Below are 23033 nucleotides of genomic sequence, written 5' to 3'. Positions count from 1 at the left end.
GCCTACGCTTATTTAATCGGGTAGCAATGTACGCCAAAATGGCCGTGCATTCCAGTCGTTTTCAGTCCCAATCGCTCCGCCCTTGCTCCTAGAATTCCGGTATCGAACAACAAGCATGGAGACAGGACATGGAGCTTTCACGGCAGGCGCCGCGCGCCAGCATTTATCAACAGGCGCAAGGCCGCGTCTTCCTCACCGGGATCCAGGCCCTGGTGCTGCTGCCGATGCTGCAGCGCCGCCTGGACCGCGCGCAGGGCCTGTCGACGGCCGGCCTGGTTTCCGGGTACCGCGGCTCGCCACTGGGCGCCTACGACCAGCAGCTGTGGAAGGCGCACAAGGACCTGGAAGCCCACGACGTCGTGTTCCAGCCCGGCCTGAACGAAGACCTGGCCGCGACCGCGCTGTGGGGCGCCCAGATGCACAGCGCCTACGGCCCGACGCGCGTCGATGGCGTGTTCGGCATCTGGTACGGCAAGGGCCCGGGCGTGGACCGCACCGGCGACGTGTTCCGCACCGCGAACATGCTGGGCACCTCCAGGCTGGGCGGCGTGCTGGCCGTCTCCGGCGACGACCATGCAGCCCAATCCTCGATGTACCCGCACCAGACCGACGGCATCTTCCATGCCGCCTCGATGCCGGTGCTGCAGCCGGCCAGCGTGCGCGAGGTCATCGAACTGGGCCTGGCCGGCATCGCCCTGTCGCGCTACTGCGGCCTGTGGGTGGGCCTCAAGACCATCGCGGAAGTGGTCGAAACCGCCGCCACCTTCGACCTGCCGGACGCGCCCGCCTTCGTCACGCCTGATGAAGCTGCGCCCACGCACGGCTACAACTGGGACCCCCGCATCGCCTGGCCCGGCCAGCGCGCCGAGCTCGAACGCCGCCTGATCGAGGAACGCCTGCCAGCCGCCCGCGCCTGGGCCCGCGCGAATCGCCTCGACCGCGCCGTCATCGACGCGCCGCTTCGCCGCTTCGGTATCGTCACCGTGGGCAAGGCCCACCAGGACCTGATGCAGGCCTTCACCGACCTGGGATTGAACGCCGGGGACGTGGCGGAACTCGGTATCTCGGTCTACAAGGTGGCCATGAGCTGGCCGCTGGAAACCGAGGGCGCCTGCGCCTTCGCCGCCGGCCACGAGGAAGTGCTGGTGGTCGAGGAAAAGCGCAGCAATGTCGAAGCCCAGCTGAAGGACGCGCTCTACGACCTCGATGAGGCCCAGCGGCCCCGCATTAGCGGCAAGGGTGGCGCCGTCCTGCCGGAAATCTCCGAGTTCTCGCCCCTGATCGTGGCCCGCGCCCTCGCCGCGCGTTTCGGCGCCGCCCTGCCCGTGCTGCGCGAGCGCCTGGCGCGCATCGACGCGCCGCGCGCCGCCCTGCCGGCCGCCGTCATCCCGATCCGTGCGCCCTATTTCTGCTCCGGCTGCCCGCACAACTCCTCGACCCGCACGCCGGAAGGTTCGCGCACCGGCGGCGGCATCGGCTGCCACGTGATGGCCCTGGCCCAGCCCGAGCTCAAGACCACCACCTTCTCGCAGATGGGCGGCGAAGGCGCCCAGTGGCTGGGCGCGGCGCCCTTCTCCGGCACGCAGCACATGTTCCAGAACCTGGGCGACGGCACCTACCAGCACTCGGGCCTGCTCGCGATCCGCGCGGCGGTGGCGGCGAAGACCAACATCACCTACAAGATCCTGTACAACGACGCCGTCGCCATGACCGGCGGCCAGGCCGCCGAGGGCGTGATCGATCCGGCCCGCATCACCCGCCAGCTGCATGCGGAAGGCGTGGGCCGCATCGCGCTGGTGTCGGAAGACCCGGCGCGCTGGCACGGCGCGCAAGACCTGGCGCCCGGCGTTACGGTGCACGACCGCAGCCTGCTGGACGCGGTCCAGCGCGAACTGCGCGAGATCCCTGGCGTGAGCGCCATCGTCTACGAACAGACCTGCGCGGCCGAAAAGCGCCGCCGCCGCAAGCGCAAGCAGCTACCCGACCCGGACAAGCGCATGTTCATCAACGAGCGCGTGTGCGAAGGCTGCGGCGACTGCTCGGTGCAGTCGAACTGCATCTCGATCGAACCGCTGGAAACCGCCTTCGGGCGCAAGCGCAAGATCAACCAGAGCGCCTGCAACAAAGACCTGTCCTGTGCCAAGGGCTTCTGCCCCAGCTTCGTCGAAATCGAAGGCGCGCGCCTGCGCAAGCCGGACGACAGCCGCCTGCGCACCCTGGAAGCGGAGCTGGCGGCCGGCCTGCCGCAGCCCGCCGTGCCGGCGCTGGCGGACAGCTTCAACGTGGTGGTGACCGGCATCGGCGGCACCGGCGTGCTGACCATGGGCGCCCTGCTCGGCGCCGCCGCCCACCTGGAAGGCAAGGCCGCGACCGTGCTGGACTTCACCGGCCTGGCCCAGAAGAACGGCGCCGTGGTCAGCCAGGTGCGCATCGCGGGCACGCCGGAGGGCATCGGCGCGGTGCGCGTTGGTCCCGGTGCGGCCGACCTGCTGCTGGGCGCCGACCTGGTGGTGGCCACCGCCAGCGACAACCTGGCGCGCCTGTCGCCGGCGCGCACGGCGGCCATCGTCAACACCGACGAAACCCCGACCTCGGCCGTGGTGCGCCAGCGCGACGCCACGCAACCGACCAAGCTGATGCTCGACCGCGTGCGCCAGCGCTGCAATGGGGCCGGCTTCCACACCGTGGCCGCCGCCTCGCTGGCCCAGTCGCTGTTCGGCGATACCGTGACGGCCCACACCCTGATGCTCGGCTATGCCTGGCAACGAGGCTTGGTGCCGCTGTCGCTGGCGGCCATCGAGAAGGCCATCGAACTGAACGGGGCGGCCGTAGCGCTCAACCTGCGCGCCCTCACCTGGGGCCGCATCGCCGCGGCGCGGCCGGACGCGCTGGGCGAGGTGAACGCCCCGCCCGCGCCCGCGCCGCAGACGCTGGACGAGCTGCTGGCCCTGCGCGCGTCCGACCTGGCCGCCTACCAGGACGAGGCCTACGCCGAGCGCTACCGCGCGCTGGTGTGCACCGCCCACGCGGCGGAGCAGCGCATCCCCGGCGCCGGCGAGGACTTCAGCCGCGCAGTGGCGCACAACGCCTACCGCCTGATGGCCTACAAGGACGAGTACGAGGTGGCGCGCCTCTACGGCAGCGCCGAGTTCAAGGCCGCGCTGGCGACGCAGTTCTCCAGCACCGGCAAGCTGTCCCTGTGGCTGGCCCCGCCCCTGATGTCGCGCATCGACCCGGCCACCGGGCGGCCGAAGAAACGCAAGTTTGGCCCGTGGATCCTGCCCGCCTTCGCCATGCTGGCGCGCCTGAAATTCCTGCGCGGCAGCCGCTTCGATCCTTTCGGCCGCACCCACGAGCGGCGCGAGGAGCGCCGCCTGGCGGCCGACTACCTGGCCACCATCGACGGCTTGTGCGCGGACCTGGACCGCGAGCGCCTGGACTGGGCGCGCGAGATCGCCGCCCTGCCGCAGGAAATCCGCGGCTTCGGGCCGGTCAAGCAGGAGGCGATGGAGGCCTACTGGCGCAAGCGCGCCGAGCTCCTGGCGGCCGAGCCGCAGGCATTGCGGCCTACCGGCACCAGGTGAAGTTAGCGCCGCGTCCTCAGGCGAGGACGCGGCCAGCGAATTCGTTCAGCAGCGCCGCGTATTGCGGGCTGCGGCGCAGGCTGACGCCGTGGTCGCAGTCGGGGAAGCGGTGCACGCTGGCCTGGCGCGCGGCGGCGACGTAATGCGCCTCGCCGCGCACGTGATTCGTATCGGCGTCGCCGTTGATGAACATGGTCGGCTGCTGGATCGCCGCCAGCCGCGCACGGAAGTCAAATCCGCGCAAGGCCGCCACCGCCTGGGGAAAGACCTTCAGGCTCACCCCGGCCGCCATGGTCGCCGCCACATCCTCTTCCGCCATCCCGCATTCGCGCAGCGCCGCCGGCATCCTGCGCTCGACCAGCTTGTCTTCGCCGAATAAGCCCAGCAGCACCTTGAACATCATGGCCTTGGCCGCGTAGGGCAGCACCGGCCGGCCAATGAATTCGTGGCTGGCGCCGCCCAGCACCAGTCCCTTGAGACGGTCCTGGGGCAGCGCGGCGGCGGCGGCCTGCGAGGTGTAGCTGCCCAGCGAATCGCCGGCCAGGATGAAGGGCGCGTCGCCCAGCTCGCGGGCGCATGCGACCACCGTATCGATGCCGCCCTGCAGGGTATAGGGCTCGCCGCGGCGCTTTCCATGGCCCGGCAGGTCCGGCGCCAGCACGCGCAGGCGTGGGTCGATCAGGCGCCGCACCGGGTCCCAGGAACGGCCGTTGAGGGTGGCGCCGTGGACCAGGATTACGGCGGCTTGGTCGGTCTGCATGCTGTCTCCTATTTTTTTGTATTTAGAAAACATATCATACAGGTCTAGGGAAAGCTATGGCATATTCGACCCAGGACGGGTGTATCCCCGGCGTCACATATCAAACATGTTTGACAGGTTGACGGGGCAAGCGTATTCTCGGCTGCACAACAAACAGTTCCAACAAGGACGGAGAATGAGCACGAGACACCCTCTGACGCATTTCGGCCCGGTCGACGCCGTAATCGCCCCCCTGCGCGAACGCTACGGCGACCGGGTCAGCGTGGCCCAGGCCGTGCGCGAGCAGCATGCACGCGGCGAAGGCCTGGCTACCAGCCTGCCTCCTGACGTCGTGGTCTGGCCACTCGATAAGCACGAGGTCAGCGCCATCCTGGCCCTGTGCAACCATCACCGCGTGCCGGTCATCGCCTTCGGCGCCGGCAGCTCGCTCGAGGGCCACGTCAGCGCCCCCTACGGCGGCGTGTGCATCGACATGTCGCGCATGGATGCGGTGGTCGCCGTCAACCCCGAGGACAGCGACTGCGTGGTCCAGCCGGGCATCACGCGCGAAGCCCTGAACGGCTACCTGAAAGGCACCGGCCTGTTCTTCCCGGTCGACCCGGGCGCCAACGCCACCATCGGCGGCATGGTCTCGACCCGCGCCTCCGGCACTACCACCCTGCGCTACGGCTCCATGGCGCACAACGTGCAGTGCCTGGAAGTGGCGCTGGCCGATGGCCGCCTGGTCAAGCTGGGCACCCGGGCGCGCAAGTCCTCGGCCGGCTACGACCTGGTGCACCTGCTCACCGGCTCCGAAGGCACCCTGGGCGTGATCACCGAAATCACCCTGCGCCTGCATCCGCTGCCGGCGGAAGTGGCGGCCGCCAGCTGCGCCTTCCCGACCCTGGCGGCGGCGGTCGATGCGGTCACCGAACTGTCGATGTCGGGCGTGCCCTTCGCGCGCATCGAATTCCTGGACGAGCACCAGGTCCGCGCCTGCAACCTGCATTCCAACCTGGGCCTGCCCGAATCGCCGACCCTGTTCCTGGAATTCCACGGCACCCCGCTGGCGGTCAAGGAACAGGCCGAGCTGGCGCAGGAAGTCGCGGCCGGCCACGGCGGCACCAATTTCGAATGGGCGACCCGCCCCGAAGACCGTTCGCGCCTGTGGCATGCGCGCCACCTCGCCTATTTCGCCGCCCTGGCCCTGCGTCCCGGCTGCGTCAGCGTGGTGGCCGATATCTGCGTGCCCATGTCGGCCCTGGCCGACAGCGTGGCCGAGGCGCGCGCCATGATCGACGCGGAAGGCCTGGTGGCCCCGATCCTCGGCCACGTCGGCGACGGCAACTTCCACGTGCTGTTCATGCCGATGCCGGACCGGCCGGACGAACACGCCGCCGTGGAGCGCGTCTACGCGGCCATGGTCGACCGCGCACTGGCGGCCGGCGGCACCTGCACCGGCGAGCACGGCATCGGCATGGGCAAGAAATCCAAGCTGCTGCTCGAATACGGCGCCGAGGTCGTCGACCTGATGCGCTCGATCAAGGCCGCCTGGGACCCCCATTCGATCCTCAACCCCGGCAAGATCTTCGGCTAGCCGCCGCCCGCATCACCGCAGCACCAATAAAACATAAATCCAAAAAACTGGAGACATCATGCACCACGCACCGCGCTTCGCCCGCACCGCCACCGCCACGGCGGTATCGCTCCTCTGCGCCTTCGCCGCCTTGCCCATTCACGCGCAGGAAGCCGCCGCCACGGCCAACCCGGCGATCAACGAGAGCGGCATCGACAAGGTGATCGTCACCGCGCAGAAGCGCGAGCAGGCGGCCATCGACGTGCCGGCCTCGGTCACCTCGGTCAACACCGACCAGCTCACCAAGGACGGCAAGATCCGCCTCGAAGACTACGTGGCCCAGGTGCCGGGCATGTCCCTGTCCTCCTTCCGCCAGGGCTTCACCCAGGTGACCCTGCGCGGCATCACCACCGGCGTCAACCAGTCGGCATCGACCACGGCCTTCTACATCGACGAAGCGCCGATCGGCTCGGTCAACGCCTACGCGGCCGGCAGCGCGGTCACGCCCGACATCGATCCGGCCGACCTGCAGCGGGTCGAGATCCTCAAGGGTCCGCAGGGCACCTTGTACGGCGCCGGCGCCATGGGCGGCCTGGTGCGCTACGTCACCTCGGCCCCGGATTTCCGCAAGCTGCGCGGCAGCGTCACCCTGGGCGGCAACACGGTCAAGGACGGCGGCAATGGCAAGACCGGCCGCTTCTCGCTCAACGTGCCGATCGGCGAGCGCAGCATGGCGCTGCGGGTTTCGGGCTTCAGCCGCACGGACGCCGGCTACATCGACCGTACGGATGGCCGCGAGGACGTGAACGAAGCCAAGGTCGAGGGCGGCCGCGTGGCCTTCAACTGGATTATCAACCCCGAATGGAAGCTGAGCGCCTTCGCGCTGACCCAGAAGGTGAAGTCGAAGGGCAACAGCCTGGTGGACGTCGACCCGGTCTCGCTGCGCCCGCTGTACGGCGAACTGACCCAGAAGCGCTTCGCCGACGAGCTGTCCTCGGCCAGCCTGGACGTCGCCAACATCACCCTCAACGGCCAGCTGGGCGCCTTCGAACTGGTGTCCTCGACCACGGTGCAGGACGTCGACGCCTCGCAGGGCCTGGACGGCAGCTTCGGCTACGGGGTGGCGCTGGGCGCCGCCTTCGGCCTGCCGGACCTGGGCATCCAGTACGCCCAGGGCACCAGCACCCGCCGCGTGTCGCAGGAACTGCGCCTGCGTTCCCAGGCCCTGGACGACAAGCTCGAATACGAGGGCGGCCTGTACTACACCAAGGAAGACAACACCAACCGCATCCCCGGCTTCCGCCCGTTCTCGACCACCACCGGCCAGGACTACCCGCTGCCGTCCATCGTCAAGGCCTCGATCGACACCAGCTACAAGGAATACTCGCTGTTCGCCAACGCGACCTACGCCCTCAGCCCCGCATTCGACCTGATGGCCGGCATCCGCCACGGCAAGGACGAGCAGGTCTACTCCCAGGACTACCGCGGCCTGCTGGTCGGCCCCACCCCGGTCCTGATCAATTCCGGTTCGAAGGAAAACAAGACCACCTACCTGGCCAGCGCGCGCTACAAGCCGTCCGCCACCGACGCCCTGTACGGCCGCGTGGCCACCGGCTTCCGCCCGGGCGGCCCGAACGCGGTGCCGCCGACCGATGCCGCGCCGGCGCCGCAGACCTTCCAGCCCGACACCCTGACCAGCTACGAAGTCGGCTACAAGTCGGTGATCGACGGCGGCCGCGTCTCGATCGAGGCGGCCCTGTTCAGCACCAACTGGAAGGACATCCAGATCCAGACCAGCGCGGCCGGCTTCAACTTCATCGTCAACGGCGGCGCCGCCACCAGCCGCGGCGCGGAACTGGCGATCTCCTACTTCCCGCTTGCCGGCCTGGCGCTGCGCGCCTCCGCCGGCTACACCGACGCCAAGCTGAGCGAGGATGCACCGGCCGCCGGCGGCCTGGATGGCGACCGCCTGCCCTTCGTGCCCAAGCTGAGCGGCTCGCTGGGCGCCAACTACCGCTGGCCGCTCACCAAGGGATGGAGCGCCTACGCGGGCGGCACCATCAACTACACCGGCGAGCGCCGCTCCGACTTCAGCCAGCGCGCCGCCAAGGACGTGGACGCCTACACCACCGTCAACCTGAACGGCGGCATCGAGAACGGCAACTGGCGCCTGGCCTTCTACGCCAAGAACCTGGGCAACAGCGACGGCGTCACCTTCCTGAAGTCGCAGAGCCTGAGCCCGGCCGGCAGCCCCTTCGGCGCCAGCGTCATCGCGCCGCGCACCATTGGCGCCGACCTGAGCTACCGCTTCTGAGAGACCGCCATGGGCAACCACAGCATCCTGCACTATCACACCGGCCCGGACTACCGCCTGGCCAGCGGGGCCGTGCTGGCCGCCCCGACCATCGCCTTCCGCAGCATGGGGCGGCTGGACGCGGACGGCGCCAACGCGGTGCTGGTCCTGCACGGCTACACCACCGGCCCCGCCATGCTCGACCCCGACGCCAACGTGGCCGAAGGCTCGTGGAGCGAATTGGTGGGACCGGGCAAGCCGATCGACACGGACCGCTATTTCGTGGTCTGCCCCAACATGACCGGCTCGTCCTACGGCTCGACCGGCCCGGGCAGCATCGATCCGGCCAGCGGCCGCCCCTACGGCGCCGCCTTCCCCGCCTTGGCGCTGGAAGACATCGTCGGCCTGCAGAAGCAGCTGCTCACCGCCCTCGGTGTCAGGCGCCTGGCGGCGGTGGCCGGTCCTTCGTTCGGCGCCTACCAGTCCTTCCAGTGGGCGCTCAGCTACCCGGACTTCGTGGAACGCGTGGTCGCGGCGGTCGGCGCACCCTGGCATCCGAACCCGCCCGGCGCCGCCCGCGCCTTGCTGGAAGGCTTCAGCGCCGACCCGGCCTGGCCCGTCTACCAGGCCGGCGACAGCCAGGCGCTGGCCGAGCGGCTGACCGCGATGCGCATCGAGACCCTGACCCGCTACGGCGTCGACGCCGAGCTGGCGCCGCGCCTGCCCGACCCCGCCGAGCGCGCCCGCGAAGTGGCGCGCCTGGCGCGCGAGTGGGCGCTCGGCTTCGACCCGATTTCGCTGGTGGCGCTGATGGAAGCGGCCGAGGGCTTCGACCTGCGCGGACGCCTGGAGGCAATCCGCGCCCCGGTGCTGTACGTGCTGTCGCGCAGCGACGCGGTGTTCTCGCCCACGCTGGCCCGGACCGTCGCCCGGCAGCCGGGCACGGACCGCTGGTCCTACGTGGAACTCGACAGCGACAAGGGGCACTTCGCTTCCGGCGCCGACGCGGCGCTGTGGGCGGACGAGCTGCGGCGCTTCATGGAATCGGCACCGGCGGCCTGGACGCCGCTGGGTTTCAAGCAACTGGATAAAGAGGTGGCGGCATGAATAACGGAACCCTGGATGCCGGCGCCATGCCGGTCAGCGCATCGACGGCCGCCGTGGCGCCGAAACAGTTCAGCGACGCCTACCGCACCTATGTGCTGGTGGCGCTGGCCGTGGTCGGCTTCATGTGCTCGGTCGACAAAGTGGTCATCTCCATGTTCATGGAGCCGATCAAGAAGGAATTCCTGCTGAGCGACACCCAGCTCGGCCTGATGACCGGCCTGGCCTTCGCGCTGCTGGGCGGGATCGTCTCGATCCCGCTGGCGCGCATGGCCGACCGCGGCAACCGCAAACGCATCATCTTCCTCAGCTTCGTGGCCTGGACCCTGATGACCGGCCTGTCGGGCATGGCGACCAGCTTCGCCCTGCTGCTGGCGGCGCGCATCGGCGTCGGCGTGGGCGAGGCGGGCTGCGTGCCGGCCAGCCACTCGATGCTGGGCGACTACTACCCGCGCGAGCTGCGCGGCCGCGCCTACGGCGCCCACTTCTGCGGCGTCTACCTGGGCATGCTGGGCGGGATGCTCGGCGGCGGCATCCTGGTGCAGACCGTGGGCTGGCGCATGGGCTTCATCATCCTGGGCGTGCTGGGCATGGTGATGGCCCTGGTCTTCCACTTTACGGTGCGCGAACCGCTGCGCGTGGACCAGCCGCCGCCGTCCAGCCTGGGCGCCAGCATCTGGACCCAGCTGGGCGACCTGCGCTGCTTCTTCATGCTGGTGTTCGCCTTCGCCTTCGTCGGCCTGGCCGGCGCCGTCGCCGCCTGGCTTCCCAGCTACTTCGAGCGAGCCTTCGCCATGAGCCCGATGGCCATCGGCCTGGGCCTGGGCCTGTGCATCGGCCTGGCCAGCGGCATCGGAGCCCTGATCGGCGGCCAGCTCACGGTGAAATTCGGCAAGGGATCGCGCACCTGGGGCGCGCGCTACTCGGCCCGGGTCAGCTGGGGCGTGCTGCTCCCCTTCATCGCCAGCTTCTACGTGCCGAATCCGCTGGTCGCGATGGCCCTGCTGTTCCTGACCTTCCTCGTGGCCGGTACCCTGGCCGGCCCGGTATTCGGCACCGTCCAGGACCTGGTGACGCCGCAGGCGCGCGCCACCGCGGTCGCCATCATCGGCGTGGTCGGGGTGGTAATCGGCCAGGGCATGGGGCCGCTGATCGTGGGCATGCTGAGCGATGCGCTCAACACCGGGGCGAATGTCGACGGCCTGCGCATGTCGATGACCCTGGTGGCCCTGATCAACCTGTTCACCGGCCTGTTCTTCTGGCTGCTGGGCAAACGGATCGCGCGCGTCTACCCCACGCCCGGCCCGACCGTTTGACAGCGGTGGACAGAAAAGCTAGGCTGCTTCGATGAACCAGATCGCCCCCCTTCCCTCGCTCGAACGCCCGACTCTCTCCGCGCAGGTGGCGCGCCACCTGCTTGCGCTCGTCAACCGCGAACAGCTGCGCCCGGGCGACACGGTGCCGAGCGAAGTCCAGATCGGCCTCGAGCTGAAGGTCAGCCGCGGCAGCGTGCGCGAGGCCTACCGCACCCTGGCCGCGCTGGGCATTCTCGAGATCGAGGGCGGGCGCAAGCCGCGCCTGAAGGCGATCGACCCGCACGTGCTGGCCCAGGTGTTCGATTACGCGCTCACCACCGCCCAGGTGAGCGTGGCCCACGTGATCGAGACCCGCCGCGCCATCGAGCTGCAGACCGCCCAGCTGGCGGCGCGCTACGCCACGCCGGAACAACGCCAGCAGCTGCGCGAACTGGTGGCGCAGATGCGCTCGGCCGGCTCGGACCATGCGCGCCGGGTCGCCTGCGACACCGCGATCCACACCGTGATCGCGGAGGCCAGCGGCAATCCGCTCAACAGCATCCTGCTGGCCGCCCTGCGCACCCCGGTCGAGGCGTCCTCGCGCATCCACTTCGACGACCGCCGCAGCGAGGCGGAACTGGCGCGCGTGATCGACGCCCACGAAGCCGTGGTCGACAAGATCTGCTCGGGCGACGCCATGGGCGCGGTCACGGCCATGTCCTACCACTTCGACATCTCGATCGTCCACGTCACCCGGCGCGAGGCGGCCGACACGGCCGAGTCCCAGCCGCGCGTGGCCTGAGGCTTACGGCCTCAGCGATTCTCCATCGCCCAGGGCCAGCGGCAGCGCCCGCGACCAGCGGTTGGACGACAGCGAAAAGCTCAGCGAACGCACCTGGTGATACCAGCCGGCCGGCACGTACAGCATGTCGCCCGGCCGCACCACCAGTTCGACCAGCGCCGCCTGGCGCGCCAGCGGAAAGCGGTCGAAATCCGGCGCTTCCGGGTCGAACGGGGAGCCGAACAGCAGCGCGTTGGCCTCGCGCGGATACAGGAACTCGTCGTGGTGGGGCGGCGCCAGGAAGATCCGCTTCGATCCCCATACCTGGGCGAACAGGTTGTCGTCGTAGTCGGCGTGCAGCGGCGTCACCGTTCCCGCCGGCCCCATCCAGAAGCGCGGCGGGCCAGGTTTAGTGAAATAAGCCGGCCAGTGGCAGAAGCGGTTCAGTTCGCGCAGTTCCAGGTTGCCCAGGTAGGGCGGCAGTCCTTCCGTTCCCTGCGCCGCCAGGTCCAGGTACGCCAGCATCGACATGTCTTGCATCGCGCGGTCGGGCGCGAAGGCCGTATTGACGTAGTCGCCGACACGGGCGCGCACCGGCAGCGCGGCGAAGCGCTCGCGCAGGGTCTGGGGCGTCATGGCGCACAGGGGCCAGCGCCCGGCGACGCCGTCGATGAGGAAAGGCAGGCCGCGCGCGGCCTGCTCCCGGAAAACGGCCGCCGTCGGCGCTTTCAGGCGCGGCAGTGCCTCGATCGAGGGTAGCTTGCTTGCAGCCTCCTTGATCGCCTGGCGCATCGCCTCGATCGAGCTGACGCCGCGCACCTGGGCATCGCGCTGCGCGCGGGCCTGCCGGGCGGCGTCCGAATCCGCCGGCAGCGGCGGTAGCCTGGTCTTGTCGGGCGCACCCGCCATCTTGTCGTCCTGGTCTGAAAATCAACGTGGGGCGACAGGATAGCGCATGCGCCGCGAACTTGCTATTCCCTCAGGCCGGCGCCAGCTGGCGCGCCCGGGTGCTGCCGCCGACGCCGACCGCGGTGGCGATCGCCAGCGCCTGGAACAGGGCCACTCCCGCGAACACCCAGCCCGGACGCCCGGCATCCATCACCAGGCCGAACAGCAGCGGGCCGATCGCCAGGCCGCTGTCCAGGCCGGAATACACCACGCCGTAGACGCGGCCGGTGGCGCCCTTGGGGGCGGCGGCGCGGATCATCAGGTCGCGCGAGGGACCGGCCACGCCCGAGCACAGGCCGATCAGGCCCATCAGCGGCAGCGCCATCCAGGACGGCCCGGCGCCCGCCGCCAGCACCAGGGCCAGCGCGGCCGCGGCGGCGAAGGCCAGCGCCACGGTGCGGTCATGGTGCCTGGCGCCCGCGCCGAGGAAGCCGCCGGCCAGCATGCCCACCGCCGAGGCCAGCATGTAGGCCGTATAGGAACTGGTGGCCAGCTCGCGCGAAATACTGTACAGGCTCTCGAGGCTGATCGAGGCGAAGCTCTGGATGCCGCCCAGCGCCACCGCCGTCAGCAGGAAGAATCCGAAGCACATCCACACCGAACGCAGCCTGAGGAAGTCCAGCGTGCCGTCCTGGCCGGCCTGCGTCTTGCCCTTGGGCGCAATCGGGTCGGGACGCAGCGCGTGCCGGTTCAGCACCAGCGCCGCGAGTACACAGGCCGGCAGCACGGCCGCCCACAGCAGCGCGGCGCGCCATCCTTGGGTGGCGGCGATCGAAGTCAGGAAGATGGGCGACGCCGCCCAGCCGATGTTGCCGCTAATGCCGTGCACGGAAAAGCCGTGCGCCAGCCGGGCGCGCGAAACGCGCTGGTTCAGCAAGGTGTAGTCGGCCGGGTGGAACACGGCATTGCCGAGACCCGCCAGCAAGGCTCCCAGCACCAGGCCCGGATAGCTCCCGGCGCCGGACAGCACCAGGGCGGAGACGCCCAGCATGGCCACGCCGGAAAACAGCACTGCACGGGCGCCGACCCGGTCGACCACGAATCCGGCCATCGCCTGCCCCACGCCCGAGACGACGAAGAACACCGTCATCAGGAGGCCGAGTTCCGTGTAGCTCAGGTTGAAAGCGGGCTTGAGCCAGGGGATCAGGGCCGCCACGATCAGGTGGTAAAAGTGGGAGATGCCGTGCGCCAGGCCCACGAGGCCGATCACGCGGGCGTCCTGGCGGACGGTGTTGTCGTCTGAGCTCATGACTATCCTTTGCTGAAAAGGCCAGTGTAAGCAAAAGCGGTCCGTCCGATTTAAGATAGAGCGTCAAGATTTGTCGAATTACTGTCATGAAAAGCTATCCGCCCACACCCGGCCCCGGGCCGACGCCGGAATGCCCGGTCGGCCTGTCGGCGCGCGACCTGCCTGCCGACGCCAACGTCGGCGCCCACAGCCACGACTGGGGACAGCTGACCTATGCCGCCAACGGCATGATGCGGGTGAGTGCGGAAGGCAGCAGCTGGATCGTGCCGCCCCAGCGTGCAATCTGGATCGCGCCCCAGGTCGAGCACGAGGTGACGATGCTGGAAGCGGCGCGCCTGAGCCCCTTGCGCGTGCATGCCTCGCGCGATCCCTTCCCCGGCGAATCCTGCCGCGTGGTCGAAGTGAGCAGTTTGCTGCGCGAGCTGATCGCGGCCCTGATCGCGGGAGGCGATCCGCCGCCCCCTCACCGCGCCGCCCTGCTGGGAGAGCTGATCCTGGACGAACTGGCGCGCGCGCCCTCGCGCCCGATCCGCGTGCCCCTGCCGCGCGACAAGCGCCTGAAGGCCTTGTGCGCGGCCCTGATCGCCGCGCCCGACGACACCCAGACCCTGGCCCAGTGGGCCCAGGCCAGCGGCGCCTCCGAACGCACCCTGGCGCGCCTGTTCGACAAGGAGCTGGGCATGAGCTTCGGCCAGTGGCGCCAGCAGGTGCGCCTGGCCCACGGCGCGTCGCTGATCGCGCGCGGCGTTCCCCTGTGGCAGGTGGCCGAGCAGCTCGGCTATGCGAGCCAGTCGGCCTTCACGGCGATGTTCCGCAAGAGCTTCGGCAGCACGCCCTCCGCCTTCTTCGCGGACGAGCAGCGCCGCAAGTAAGCCGGGCGCATCTTCCTCTAGAATGCCGTTTGCCCCACACAAAGGAGACACGATGAACGCAAGAAAACGCGCAGCAGTCATGCGCGGCCCGATGGTGCTGGCCTGGATGGTGCTGGCCTGGACTGCGCAAGCCGCCCCGCAGGCGAAGCCCGAAGATACCGAAGTGTGGAAGCCCGAGCCCAGGCGCGTGACGCCGGCCGCGCCCAATCGGGCGCCCTCGGACGCCATCGTGCTCTTCGACGGCAAGGACCTGGCCGAGTGGGTAGCGGCCGACGCGCCGGACAAAGCCGCCGCGTGGACGGTGGCGGACGGCGCCTTCAGCGTGCGCGCCGGCAGCGGCGATATCCAGACCCGGCGCCCCTTCCTCGACTACCAGCTGCACCTCGAATGGCGCGCGCCAAGCACCCTGAAAGGCAGCGGCCAGGAACGCGGCAACAGCGGCGTGTTCCTGGCCTCGACCGGCAAGGGCACGGGCTACGAGATCCAGGTGCTGGACTGCGCCGAGGCCACCAGGACCTACGCCAACGGCCAGGCGGCCAGCCTCTACAAGCAGCACATCCCTCTGGTGAACGCCTGCGCCGGGCGCGGCGAGTGGCAGGCCTACGACATCATCTGGACCGCGCCGCGCTTCAAGGCCGACGGCGCGCTGGCGTCGCCCGCCTACGTCACGGCCCTGCACAACGGCGTGCTGGTCCAGCACCACGTGGCCTTGCGGGGCGAGACCATGTACATCGGCGCGCCGGGCTACCGCAAGCATGGCCCGGCCCCGATCAGGCTGCAGGACCATGGCGACCCGGTGAGCTTCCGGAATATCTGGGTCAGGCCTTTGCACTGAGGCCTGTCGCGCGGCGCCTGGCGCCGCCTGGCCGCCGCTCCCTTTCCAGTTCGTCGTGGATGACCTGCTGCCCGTGCTCGACGATGAACTCGTGGAAGGCGGCGGCCACCGTCGGAATCGCGTGCCCCGCCTTGTGCATCACGTGCCAGTCGGCCGATACCGGCGTGCCCGCCACGTCGAGCGCCAGCAACAGCTTGTTGCGCACCTCCAGCGTGCAGGCGTGCACCGACAGGAAGCCCACGCCCAGCCCGGCCGCCGTCATCTGCTTGATCGCCTCGTTGCTCGACAGCTCAGACCCGATCGACAGCGGCGCGCCGGCGTCCTGGTACAGCTTCTCCACCGCCGCGCGCGTGCCCGAGCCGCGCTCGCGCACCAGCAGGTTGTGCTCGGCCAGTTCCGGCAGCGCGATGGCGCGCGCCTTCAGCAAGGGGTGGCCAGGAGCCGCATAGAAGGCCATCGGGTGGCGCGCGAAGCGGCTGGCGCTGGTGGGGAATTCGCGCGGCGGCGTCCCCATGATGGCCAGGTCGATCTCGTCGCGGCTCAGCATCCCGATCACTTCCGGGCGCGAACCCACCTGCAGCCGGATGCGCACGTGCGGGCGGCCGGTGGTGAAGCGCACCAGCATCGCCGGCAGCAGGTGCTCCGCCGTCATCACCGCCCCGATACGCAGCGTACCGCTGGTGACGCCCTTGAAGGCCGCGATCTCGTCGCCCGCTTCTTCCCACAGCTTCAGGATGCGCTCCGCATACCCGACCAGCAGCTCCCCCGCCGAGGTCATCTGGATGTTGCGTCCCTGCTTGCGCGTGAGCGGCGTGCCGGCGGCTTCCTCCAGCAGTTTCAGGTGCAGCGACACGGCCGGCTGGGTCACGTGCATGGCTTCGGCGGCGCGCGACACGCTCTGGTGGCGCGCCACCTGGACCAGGGCCTGGAGCTGCTTGAAACTGGCCGGATACATATAAGCGTTTCCTTATCGGTTTTCTGGAATTTCTGATTTTTATTTTAACTTGTGCGGCCGTATAGTGAAACCGTCAATACCACTTCACTGTCCGGAAAGGGGAAACACATGCCAGCACAAGCGATCATCTTCGACCTGTCGGCCTTCGCCACGGAAAACGCGGCGCCACTGGAAGCCGGCAAGCTCCTCGACGAAGCGATCCACCAGGGACGGCACTGCGCCCTGGTTACCGAGCTGCCGCACCACGAGGCCGGCCTGCGCCTGCGCGAGCGTTTCGGCGACACCGCCCACCATATCTTTTCCGTCGTGCTGACGGGCGCGAACTACGCCGCGCGCGGCCACAAGGCGCCCTATTCGGTAGTGCTGCGCGCGCTCGAGCTGGCGCCGGACGAAGCGCTGGTGGTCGCCGCCTCGCAGCCGGCCCTGCAGGCCGCGCGCCGCGAGCGCCTGCGCATCCGCGCCTAGCATCGGCAAGCATTCTTTCATTTCAAGGAGGACAGTATGGAAACAGTCGTGATTGCAGGCGGCGGGGTGGCGGGGCTCGACCTGGCCACGCGTCTTGGCCGGACACGCGGCGCGGTGCGCCGCGTCATCCTGGTCGACAGCGCCCCTACCCATTTCTGGAAGCCGCTGCTGCACTCGGTGGCGGCCGGCCTGATCGACCCCGCGCACTACCACATCGACTACGCCCGCCAGGCGCTGGAAAGCGGCTTCGAGTTCGTATGCGGCGAGATCGTCGGCATCGACCGCGCCACCCGCAGCCTGGAGGTGCGGCTGCGCCGCCCGCGCGAGGACGCAGCGACCGCCACGGTGCACTACGACCGGCTGGTGCTGTCCTTCGGCTCGGTCACCGACTTCTTCGGCGTGCCGGGCGCCCGGCAGCACTGCCTTTCCCTGGACAGCGTGGGCCAGGCCGAGGCCTTCCGCCAGCGCTTCCTGAATGCCTGCGCCGCCACCGGGGCGCGGCGCGACGCCTTCCATGAAGCCGGCTTGCGCGATACCAGTGCGCCGCTGGTCGACATCGTGATCGTCGGCGCCGGCCCGACCGGCATCGAACTGGCGGCCGACCTGCGCCACACGGTCGACACCCTGGTGAAATACCGGCTGAGCGGGCTGGGCGCCTCGCGCCAGGTGCGCATCCGCCTGCTCGAGCGCGGCCAGCGCCTGCTCCCTGGCCTGGACCCCGCGGTCTCGGCGCTGGCGGTGCGCAAGCTCAGGGGACTGGGGATCGAGATCTGCACCGGCGCCGCGGTCTCGGAAGTGGGCCCGCGCGAAGTGCGCACCGAGGACGGCCGGGTGTTCCCGGCGGCGCTCACCGTGTGGGCGGCCGGCGTGCGCGGGCCCCAGCTTGCCATCGCGCCGGCCCTGGGCGCCAACCGCAACGGGCAGATCCTGGTGAACGAACAGCTGCAGACCGTGGACGACCCGCGCGTGTACGCGATGGGCGACTGCAGTTCGCTGGTGCAGCCGGACCGCAGCCAGATGATTCCGCCGACGGCCCAGGCGGCGCGCCAGCAGTCGGCCTTCCTGGCCGGGCTGCTGACCCGGCGCCCTGGCGCCACGCCGCCGCGCTTCGCCTACCGCGACTACGGCACCCTGGTGACCCTGGGACGTTCGGGCACCGTCGGGATCCTGCTGCGCGCGGTCGGCAAGCGCAACCTGCGGGTGCGCGGGGCCATCGCCAGCCTCATGTACCGCATGACCTACGAGCGCTACGTGATGTCGCATGTGGGCCTGCCGCGCATGATCGGCCACATGGTGGCGCGCTGGTGCCGCTCGAAGATGCTGATGCCCGTCAAGTGGCATTGAGGAGTTATTACTCGAGGGCAATCATGCAAGGCCCGGTGGATGGATTGGCTAGAATGAAGTGCGCCCGCCAGGGTGCATCCGTCAACTTCATCGGCCGACCATGTCACTTGACGATCCGAACGAAGCAGGCCGCCTGGGCGCGCTGCACAGCTACGACATTCTCGATACCGGTCCCGAGGAATGCTTCGACCGGCTGGCGAGGCTGGCCGCGGCGCTGTTCGGCACCTCCATGGCGGCGATCTGTTTCCTCGACACAAAGCGCGAGTGGCGCAAGGCGCTGGTGGGCCTGGCCAGCCGGGAGGTGGCGCGCGCCGATTCGCTGTGCGCGCAGGTCCTGGCGGACCGCGACGCGCTCGTGCTTCCGGATCTGGGCGGGCCGTCGCCGGCCGGCGCCGAGGCGGACGGATGGCGCTTCTATGCCGCCGCGCCGCTCGTCACGCCAGACGGCTTCGTCCTTGGCGCGCTGGCCGTGATGGACCGGGTGCGCCGCGCGCCTACGCTAGACCAGCTCGATGGATTACGTACGCTGGCGCAGGCGGTCATGGCCCAGCTCGAGCTGGACCGATACCGGCGCGACGCCGCCGAGCCTCAGCACGAGCGCTTCCGCCAGCTGGCCGATTCCATGCCCTACATCGTCTGGTCGGCCAACCCGGAAGGCTTGATCGACTTCGCCAACCAGGCTATCCTCGACTACGCCGGCATTCCCGACATCAGCCGCATCGGCCAGCAATGGATCGAGCTGCTGCACCCGGACGACGTCGACCGCACCATCGCCACCTGGATGGACTCGGTCCGCACGGGCGAGGTATTCTCGGCCGAGTACCGCCTGCGCCGCGCCGACCACAGCTACCGCTGGCACCTGGCCAAGGGCATGCCCATCCGCGACGGCAAAGGCAACATCGTCAGGTGGTACGGCACCACCACCGACATCCACGACATGAAGCTGGCCTACGAGGAGATCGGCAGGCTGGCCTTCTACGATACCCTGACGCGCCTGCCGAACCGGCAGCTGCTCATGGACCGCCTGGCGCACGCCGTGACCCTGCACACGCGGGTCGCGCGCATGGGCGCGGTGCTGCTGCTGGACCTCGACAACTTCAAGGTGATCAACGACACGATCGGCCACGACAACGGCGACCTTCTGCTCGACCTGGTCGCCAAGCGCCTGGTGGCCAGCGTCGCCGCGCGCGACACGGTGGCCCGGCTCGGTGGCGACGAATTCGTCATCATCCTCGAAGACATCGGCGCCTGCAACGAGGCGGCCGCGCCGCACGCCAGCGAGGTCGCGCGCCGCATACTCGATGCCCTGAGCAGCTCCTTCAACCTCGACGGCCACGAGCGCCACATCACGCCGAGCATCGGCGTGACCCTGTTCGGCGACGTGGCCTCGACCACCACCGAACTGCTCAAGCGCGCCGACCTGGCGATGTACCAGGCCAAGGCGGCGGGCCGCAACACCGTCCGCTTCTTCGATCCGAAGATCCAGGCGGCGGCGCTGGCGCGCGCCGGGCTGGAGGCGGAATTGCGCCATGGCCTGCAACGGGGCGAGTTCCTGCTCCACTACCAGCCCCAGCTCGACAGCGAGGGGACGGTCACCGGCGTCGAGGCCCTGGTGCGCTGGCAGAATCCTCACCGCGGCATGGTGTCGCCGGCGGAATTCATTCCCCTGGCCGAGGACACCGGCCTGATCCTGCCGCTAGGACGCTGGGTGCTCGAGGAAGCCTGCGCGCAGCTGGTGCGGATGGCGTCCGACCCGGCGACCGAGGCCGTCCATGTCGCGGTCAACGTCAGCGCGCTGCAGTTCCGCCAGCCGGGCTTCGTGGCCGGCGTGCTGGCGGTGCTGGCCGAGTCTGGCGCGGCGCCGCAGCGCCTCAAGATCGAGCTGACCGAATCGATGCTGCTGGAGGACATCGAGAGCGCGATCGGCAAGATCAGGCAGCTGAGAAAGCACGGAGTCTGCTTCTCGCTCGACGATTTCGGCACCGGCTACTCCTCGCTCGCCTACCTGAAGCGCCTGCCCCTCGACCAGCTCAAGATCGACCAGTCCTTCGTGCGCAATCTCCTGAGCGACCGGCGCGACCTGGCCATCGTCGACGCCATCATCGCGCTGGGACGGGCGATGCAGATCGGCGTGATCGCCGAAGGCGTCGAGACGCCGGCCCAGCGCGAACTGCTGGGACGCTGCGGCTGCAACTCCTTCCAGGGCTACCTGTTCAGCCGGCCCTTGCCGCGCGAGCAGCTGCATGCTTTTCTGACGGCCGCGCCGAAGGCTTAGTACAGGATGCGACGATGACTGGCGCAGAAGCTCGATTCGCCTACATTCCCATACCTTACCGTAGGGTGGGTTCGCGATACCTGATGCGGAAAATAAAAAAGGCTCCCATGGGGAGCCTTTTTTATTACTACTGGCGGAGAGGGTGGGATTCGCCTACATCCCGCAGGCCGCCCGGGCGCTGGCAAGCGCCCGGCTTCGAATCCCACACGTGAGCCACATTGGTGGCTCACTCCTTCCGCGTACGCAATAAAAAAGGCTCCCATGGGGAGCCTTTTTTATTACTACTGGCGGAGAGGGTGGGATTCGAACCCACGGTACGGTCACCCGTACGCCTGATTTCGAGTCAGGTACATTCGACCACTCTGCCACCTCTCCTGATTCGGTCGATTCATGCTGTGAGCTGCAGGAGGCCGCATTATAGCGGAGCCCTCGTGAACAGTGCAAGTGACGAACTGCAACTTTTCAACGGATCCCTCAGTAGCGCGACATGCCCATGATCCGGTCGCCGATCGCGGCGCCCGCCATCACCATGCCCTGCCCCGCCGTCAGGCGCAACTGTTCCCATTGCGCCAGGCCGACGTCAGGCGACGCCTGGCGCTGGCTCAGGAGCATCGCCAGGGTGAGCGCGTCGGCGGCGGCCTTGGCGGTGCTGCCCGCCGTGTGCGGGCGCGGCACGAAGGCGGCGTCGCCGCACAGCAGGACGCGGCCGTCCAGCATCTTCGGCACTTCCAGGTCGACCACCGCCTGGGCAAGCGGGCTCTCGGTGGTGTCGATCAGCACGCGGAAGGACGGCGCGGCCAGCTGGCGCGCATCCTCGAACAAGGTTTTCGGCGTCAACATCGCGTCGAGCGTCTCGTCCGACCCCACCCGGCGGTACCAGGTCCAGTTCCAGCATCGCTTGCCGGGCTCGACCGCGCCGTGCTCGCCGGGCGCCAGGCAGGCCATCAGGAGGTGGCCGTCGCCCTGCTGGAACACGGATGCGCCGTCGAGCTTGTCGCGCGTGGCGGGCGGCAGCATCGCTTCGGGCACCATGCCCTGCCAGGCCACATAGCCGGCCGCGCGCGGCGCCAGGCCGGGCAGCATCTGCGCGCGCACCGCCGAGCGCGCGCCGTCGGCGCCAACGAGCAGGTCGCCGCTCTCGCTGGTGCCGTCCGAAAAATGCGCCGTGACCCGCTGCTCCGCCTGCTCGTAGCGCAGGAAGTTCCGGTCCGCATGCAGGTGTTGCGGCGGCAGGCCGGCGCGCAAGGTCCGGTACAGCACGGTCCATGAAGTCTGGGTCTGCGGCTGGTGGGCGCGCTGGAGGATGCGGTCGCCGCGGTCGAGGTAGATGCGCTCGCCGGACTGCACCCCGGGCAGGCGCTCGGGATCGAGCTGGGCGAAGCGCAAGGCCGCCAGCACGTCCGGCTGCAGCACGATGCCGCCGCCATGGCTGCTCAGCTCGCCTACCGAGCGTTCGAATACCTCGACCTCCCAGCCCACCGCGCGCAGCGCATTGGCCGCCAGCAGCCCGCCCAGCGAGCCGCCGATCACGAGTGCGCGCGGCGCGGCGCTCATGGGTTCCCCGGCATGCAGGCGGAGGCGCGCGCCATGCCCTCGGCCAGGCCGCAACAGGCGTGCGGACCGGCTGGCAGCTGGGCTGCGGCATGTGCGTGCATCGCATCTCTCCGGGCGTATTTACCGCCAGTGTAAGACGACTGCCTTGCGTTGAGAACATGCCAATAAAAAAAATGTCTTCGAGGGATGGAGGCGGCACAGCACGAAGGTGTGGGCCGCGCCTATCCCTTCGTCCGCATGGACGGGCCCGGCGCCGGATTCCAGAATGCCGTGGTGCGCCGCACTGGCGTTTTCCCCCTCCGCCCCGCAGAAAGGATTCAGCATGAAAGGCACCCGCACCCTCGACAAGGTCACCGTCCACGACGGCGCCCAGATCCACATCACCGACTGGGGCCACGGCGTCCCGGTCGTGTTCAGCCATGGCTGGCCGCTGTCGGGCGACGCCTGGGAAGACCAGATGATGTTCCTGGCCGAGCACGGCTACCGCGTGATCGCCCACGACCGCCGCGGCCACGGCCGCTCGAGCAAGGCCTGGCACGGCAACGACATGGACACCTATGCCGACGACCTCGCGACCGTGATCGAAACGCTCGACCTGAGCGGCGCCATGCTGGTCGGCCACTCGACCGGCGGCGGCGAAGTCGCGCGCTACATCGGCCGCCACGGCACGGGCCGCGTGAGCAGGGCCGTGCTGGTCGGCGCCGTGACGCCGCAGATGATGGCCTCGCCGGCGAATCCGAAGGGCGTGCCGATGGACGCGTTCGACGGCATCCGCGCCGGCGTGCTGGCCGACCGCGCCCAGTTCTTCAAGGACCTGACCTTGCCCTTCTACGGCTACAACCGTCCGGGCGCCAAGGTCTCGGAAGGCGTGCGCGACACCTTCTGGCTGCAGGGCATGCAATGCAGCCTCAAGAGCGCCTACGCCTGCATCCAGCAGTTCTCGGAAACCGACTTCACCGAAGACCTCGGGAAGATGGACATCCCGACCCTGGTCATCCACGGCGACGACGACCAGATCGTCCCGATCGACACCACCGCGCGCCGCGCCGTCGAGCTGCTGCCGCAAGGAACCCTGAAGGTCTACGCAGGCGGTTCGCACGGCCTGGCCACCACCCACAAGGACCAGCTCAACGCCGACCTGCTGGCCTTCCTGCGCGGCTGACC

Annotated in this window: 17 protein-coding genes and 1 tRNA gene; 12 read left to right on the top strand and 6 right to left on the bottom strand. The window is 69.3% G+C overall.

Annotation, left to right across the window (positions count from 1 at the left end; genetic code table 11):
- Nucleotides 1–128: 128 nt before the first annotated feature.
- Entirely contained in the window at nucleotides 129–3584 is a 3456-nt protein-coding gene (locus tag KBW98_RS10570) for an indolepyruvate ferredoxin oxidoreductase family protein (RefSeq protein ID WP_211520093.1), read from the top strand.
- A 16-nt stretch (nucleotides 3585–3600) separates the two neighbouring features.
- Here the strand turns inward: KBW98_RS10570 and KBW98_RS10565 are convergent, their stop codons facing one another.
- Entirely contained in the window at nucleotides 3601–4344 is a 744-nt protein-coding gene (locus tag KBW98_RS10565; RefSeq protein ID WP_211520092.1) for an alpha/beta fold hydrolase, read from the bottom strand.
- A 175-nt stretch (nucleotides 4345–4519) separates the two neighbouring features.
- Between KBW98_RS10565 and KBW98_RS10560 the strand changes: the two genes are divergently transcribed.
- Genes KBW98_RS10560 through KBW98_RS10540 form a run of 5 tightly spaced genes read left to right on the top strand, consistent with a single transcriptional unit; the run spans nucleotide 4520 to nucleotide 11393 of the window.
- Nucleotides 4520–5920 carry an FAD-binding oxidoreductase gene (locus KBW98_RS10560; RefSeq protein ID WP_211520091.1) on the top strand — a complete coding sequence of 467 codons (1401 nt, stop codon included), beginning with the start codon at nucleotides 4520–4522 and terminating at the stop codon, nucleotides 5918–5920.
- 58 nt (nucleotides 5921–5978) lie between these two features.
- On the top strand, nucleotides 5979–8213 hold the full coding sequence (locus KBW98_RS10555; RefSeq protein ID WP_211520090.1) for a TonB-dependent receptor: 2235 nt from the start codon (nucleotides 5979–5981) through the stop codon (nucleotides 8211–8213).
- Between the two features lie 9 nt (nucleotides 8214–8222).
- On the top strand, nucleotides 8223–9299 hold the full coding sequence (locus KBW98_RS10550; RefSeq protein ID WP_211520089.1) for an alpha/beta fold hydrolase: 1077 nt from the start codon (nucleotides 8223–8225) through the stop codon (nucleotides 9297–9299).
- The gene (locus KBW98_RS10545; RefSeq protein ID WP_211520088.1) at nucleotides 9296–10612 is read left to right on the top strand and encodes an MFS transporter; all 1317 of its coding nucleotides are present in this window, start codon (nucleotides 9296–9298) and stop codon (nucleotides 10610–10612) included. Before KBW98_RS10550 ends, KBW98_RS10545 begins: the two co-directional genes overlap by 4 nt.
- A gap of 31 nt (nucleotides 10613–10643) precedes the next feature.
- Nucleotides 10644–11393, top strand: coding sequence for a FadR/GntR family transcriptional regulator (locus tag KBW98_RS10540; RefSeq protein ID WP_211520087.1), 750 nt, complete (start codon nucleotides 10644–10646; stop codon nucleotides 11391–11393).
- Between the two features lie 3 nt (nucleotides 11394–11396).
- Here KBW98_RS10540 and KBW98_RS10535 read toward each other — a convergent pair whose 3' ends face one another.
- Complete coding sequence (locus KBW98_RS10535; protein WP_211520086.1) at nucleotides 11397–12281, bottom strand: cupin-like domain-containing protein; 885 nt, start codon at nucleotides 12279–12281, stop codon at nucleotides 11397–11399.
- Nucleotides 12282–12351: 70 nt separating this feature from the next.
- Nucleotides 12352–13569 carry an MFS transporter gene (locus KBW98_RS10530; RefSeq protein ID WP_211520085.1) on the bottom strand — a complete coding sequence of 406 codons (1218 nt, stop codon included), beginning with the start codon at nucleotides 13567–13569 and terminating at the stop codon, nucleotides 12352–12354.
- A gap of 86 nt (nucleotides 13570–13655) precedes the next feature.
- On the opposite strand from KBW98_RS10530, the gene KBW98_RS10525 reads away from it, so the two are divergent.
- A complete protein-coding gene (locus tag KBW98_RS10525; RefSeq protein WP_211520084.1) occupies nucleotides 13656–14441 on the top strand; it encodes a helix-turn-helix domain-containing protein in 786 nt (261 codons plus the stop codon).
- 52 nt (nucleotides 14442–14493) lie between these two features.
- Nucleotides 14494–15276 carry a DUF1080 domain-containing protein gene (locus tag KBW98_RS10520; RefSeq protein WP_229429108.1) on the top strand — a complete coding sequence of 261 codons (783 nt, stop codon included), beginning with the start codon at nucleotides 14494–14496 and terminating at the stop codon, nucleotides 15274–15276.
- Here KBW98_RS10520 and KBW98_RS10515 read toward each other — a convergent pair.
- Nucleotides 15260–16231, bottom strand: a complete 972-nt coding sequence (locus KBW98_RS10515; RefSeq protein ID WP_211520083.1) for a LysR family transcriptional regulator — start codon at nucleotides 16229–16231, stop codon at nucleotides 15260–15262. The two genes, KBW98_RS10520 and KBW98_RS10515, sit on opposite strands and share 17 nt — an antisense overlap.
- Nucleotides 16232–16339: 108 nt before the next feature.
- Between KBW98_RS10515 and KBW98_RS10510 the strand changes: the two genes are divergently transcribed.
- From KBW98_RS10510 to KBW98_RS10500, 3 genes are all read left to right on the top strand, one after another.
- Entirely contained in the window at nucleotides 16340–16696 is a 357-nt protein-coding gene (locus KBW98_RS10510; protein ID WP_211520082.1) for a hypothetical protein, read from the top strand.
- A 36-nt stretch (nucleotides 16697–16732) separates the two neighbouring features.
- Nucleotides 16733–18040 (top strand): NAD(P)/FAD-dependent oxidoreductase, encoded by a 1308-nt coding sequence (locus KBW98_RS10505; protein WP_211520081.1) that lies wholly within the window; start codon nucleotides 16733–16735, stop codon nucleotides 18038–18040.
- A 100-nt stretch (nucleotides 18041–18140) separates the two neighbouring features.
- Nucleotides 18141–20315 carry a bifunctional diguanylate cyclase/phosphodiesterase gene (locus KBW98_RS10500; protein ID WP_211520080.1) on the top strand — a complete coding sequence of 725 codons (2175 nt, stop codon included), beginning with the start codon at nucleotides 18141–18143 and terminating at the stop codon, nucleotides 20313–20315.
- Between the two features lie 285 nt (nucleotides 20316–20600).
- On the opposite strand, the gene KBW98_RS10495 is transcribed toward KBW98_RS10500, so the two are convergent.
- Nucleotides 20601–20690 (bottom strand) — tRNA-Ser (locus KBW98_RS10495).
- A 99-nt stretch (nucleotides 20691–20789) separates the two neighbouring features.
- Nucleotides 20790–21869: an FAD-dependent monooxygenase gene (locus KBW98_RS10490; RefSeq protein WP_211520079.1), complete on the bottom strand. Its 1080-nt coding sequence runs from the start codon at nucleotides 21867–21869 to the stop codon at nucleotides 20790–20792.
- A gap of 322 nt (nucleotides 21870–22191) precedes the next feature.
- On the opposite strand from KBW98_RS10490, the gene KBW98_RS10485 reads away from it, so the two are divergent.
- Nucleotides 22192–23031 (top strand): alpha/beta fold hydrolase, encoded by an 840-nt coding sequence (locus KBW98_RS10485; RefSeq protein ID WP_229429107.1) that lies wholly within the window; start codon nucleotides 22192–22194, stop codon nucleotides 23029–23031.
- Nucleotides 23032–23033 lie beyond the last annotated feature (2 nt).

The sequence above is a fragment of the Massilia sp. ST3 genome (assembly GCF_018119405.1).
In the GTDB taxonomy this organism is placed as follows: Bacteria; Pseudomonadota; Gammaproteobacteria; order Burkholderiales; family Burkholderiaceae_D; genus Telluria.
The sequence above is the reverse complement of the archived record's forward strand: the minus strand, read 5'-3'. Positions and strand labels throughout refer to the sequence as shown.